The organism is Streptomyces sp. RP5T, assembly GCF_003933965.1.
Taxonomy (GTDB): domain Bacteria; phylum Actinomycetota; class Actinomycetes; order Streptomycetales; family Streptomycetaceae; genus Streptomyces.
The window spans coordinates 1-2,489 of record NZ_RSAJ01000884.1 but is presented as its reverse complement, the minus strand read 5'-3'; the positions used below and the strand labels follow the sequence as shown (position 1 = coordinate 2,489).

Genomic DNA, 2,489 nt, shown 5'->3' with positions numbered 1-2,489 from the left:
ACATAGACCCACACCCACCCGGCAACCGAACCCGGTACCGACGCGGGGACCGTCACAACCTCGCCGTGTCCCCGTCATGCGGCTGCTCCCGGTCCGAGCCGCACAGTTCGTCGTTGAGGTCCTTGACCAGCCGGGTGAGGTCGGTGGGGCGGTCGGGTCCCCACCAGTCGCCCAGGAGCTCGCCCAGTGATTCCTCCCGGGCCGACGCGAGACGCGTGGCGACCTCCACGCCGGGCTCGGTGAGCCGGAGGTCGGGGCCCTCTCGGGAGGCCAGCCCGCGTACCTCCACCTCCCGGGCCGCCTCGATGATCACGCTCAGCGGCACGGACGTGCGCTCCGCGAGCAGCGCGGGCTCCACCCACCCGTACTTCCGCATCCGCAGCACCAGCCAGCTCGACGCGGGCAACAGGTCGTACCCGGCCCGCGCGGTGATCTCCCGGTAGATCTCCCGCCGCCCCTCCCGGGTCCCGAGCACCGACAGCGCCCGGCACACCTCGTCGTACGACGAGCGTTCCACGGGATTGCTGGCCAGCGTCTCCGTGACGTCGGGCGCGGTGACCGACCCCCGCAGCCGGTCCTCCTTGAGGAACCACGCCAGCACGAAACCGAGGAACGCGACGGGCGCGGCGTAGAGGAAGACGTCGGTGATCGAGGAGGCGTACGCGTGCAGCGCCTCGGGCCGCAGGGAGCCCGGCAGCTGCGCGAGCCCCCGGGAGTCGGCCTCCAGCCCCGACACCGAGACCCCGGGCGGCAGTTGGGCCCCGCGCAGCGCCTCGGCCAGCTTGTCGCCGAGTCGGTTGGCGAAAATCGTGCCGAAGATCGCGACGCCGAAGGACGCCCCGATGGACCGGAAGAAGGTCGCGCCGGAGGTGGCGACGCCGAGGTCCTCGTAGGAGACGGCGTTCTGCACGATCAGCACCAGCACCTGCATGACCAGCCCGAGCCCCAGCCCGAACACACAGAAGTACGCGCTCATCACCCAGGTGGAACTGCTCTCGTCGAGCTGGTGCAGAAGCAGCAGTCCCAGCGTGGTGACCCCGGTTCCGGCCACCGGGAACACCTTCCACCGCCCGGTGCGGCTGACGATCTGACCGGACACGGTCGAGGACAGCAGCAGCCCGAACACCATGGGCAGCATGTGCACACCGGACATGGTCGGCGAGACCCCCTGCACCACCTGGAGGAAGGTCGGCAGATAGGTCATGGCCCCGAACATCGCGAACCCGATGATGAAGCTGATGACGGCGGACAGGGTGAAGGTCCGCACCCGGAACAGCTTCAGCGGCAGCACGGGCTCGGCGGCCCGCCGCTCGACCGCCACGAACGCGACCGCGAGCAGCACCCCGAGCACCGCGAGCCCGACGATCTGCGGCGATCCCCAGCCCCAGGTGTTCCCACCCAGCGAGGCCACCAGCACCAGACAGGTGGCGACGGCGGCGATGAGGAAGGTCCCCAGGTAGTCGATGACGTGCTTCCGCGACTTGCGGGGGATGCGCAGCACCACGGCGATCACGGCCAGCGCGACCACGCCGACCGGCAGGTTGACGTAGAACACCCAGCGCCAGCTCAGGTGCTCGGTGAACAGTCCGCCCAGCAGCGGCCCGAGCACGCTCGTCGCCCCGAACACCGCCCCGAACAGCCCCTGGTAGCGCCCGCGTTCACGCGGCGGGACGAGGTCGCCGACGATCGCCATCGACAGCACCATCAGCCCGCCGCCGCCCAGCCCCTGCAGGGCCCGGAAGGCGATCAGCTGGGCCATGTCCTGGGACATGCCGCACAGCGCCGACCCGACCAGGAAGATCACGATCGCGGTCTGGAACAGCCGCTTGCGCCCGTACTGGTCGCCGAGCTTGCCCCACAGCGGGGTGGCGGCCGTGGAGGCCAGCAGATACGCGGTGACGACCCAGGACAGGTGCTCCATGCCGCCGAGGTCGCTGACGATGGTGGGCAGCGCGGTGGACACGATCGTCTGGTCCAGCGCGGCGAGCAGCATGCCGAGCAGCAGGGCCCCGATCGAGACGAGGACGTTGCCGGACACGTGAGGTTCTCGCGTGTCCCGCACATCCTCCGTCGTACCGTGCGCGTCCGCGGCCATGAAGTCCTCCTGAGGCTCTGGTTTCCCCTCCATCGTGGTCGGTGTGACCGCTTACGGCCTGTTGAGTCCTGTTGGAAGCCGATATTCCGGGGGCTTCCCCCAGGGGGCTGTGGAGGGGGTCTGCATAATCTCTGGAGTTTGTGAGGGGAGGGACGAACACATGGCGGAGTCGAACGGCCACACATGCCCGGAGTGCGGGGCGCCGAGAGGGGTGGACAACACCCCGTCGTGCGGGTGCACCCAGCGCGCCTCGGACGCGCTGCGGGACGCGCGCACGGCGCAGGCGGCAGCGGCGGAGGACTTCGATCCGCTGCGCATACGTCCCTATGTGGAGCTGGACGAGGAGACCGCGCCGGTGCCGGCGGTGCCCGCGCCGGACGCCACGATGCCGCTG

Annotated in this window: 1 protein-coding gene and 1 pseudogene; one reads left to right on the top strand and one right to left on the bottom strand. The window is 70.2% G+C overall.

From position 1 onward, the window contains the following. Positions 1 to 52: 52 nt before the first annotated feature. Positions 53 to 2,095 carry an MDR family MFS transporter gene (locus EHS43_RS42440; protein ID WP_125195797.1) on the bottom strand — a complete coding sequence of 681 codons (2,043 nt, stop codon included), beginning with the start codon at positions 2,093 to 2,095 and terminating at the stop codon, positions 53 to 55. Between the two features lie 160 nt (positions 2,096 to 2,255). Between EHS43_RS42440 and EHS43_RS42435 the strand changes: the two are divergent. Continuing rightward, positions 2,256 to 2,489 (top strand): annotated as a pseudogene (locus EHS43_RS42435) (peptidoglycan-binding protein); the annotation flags it as partial.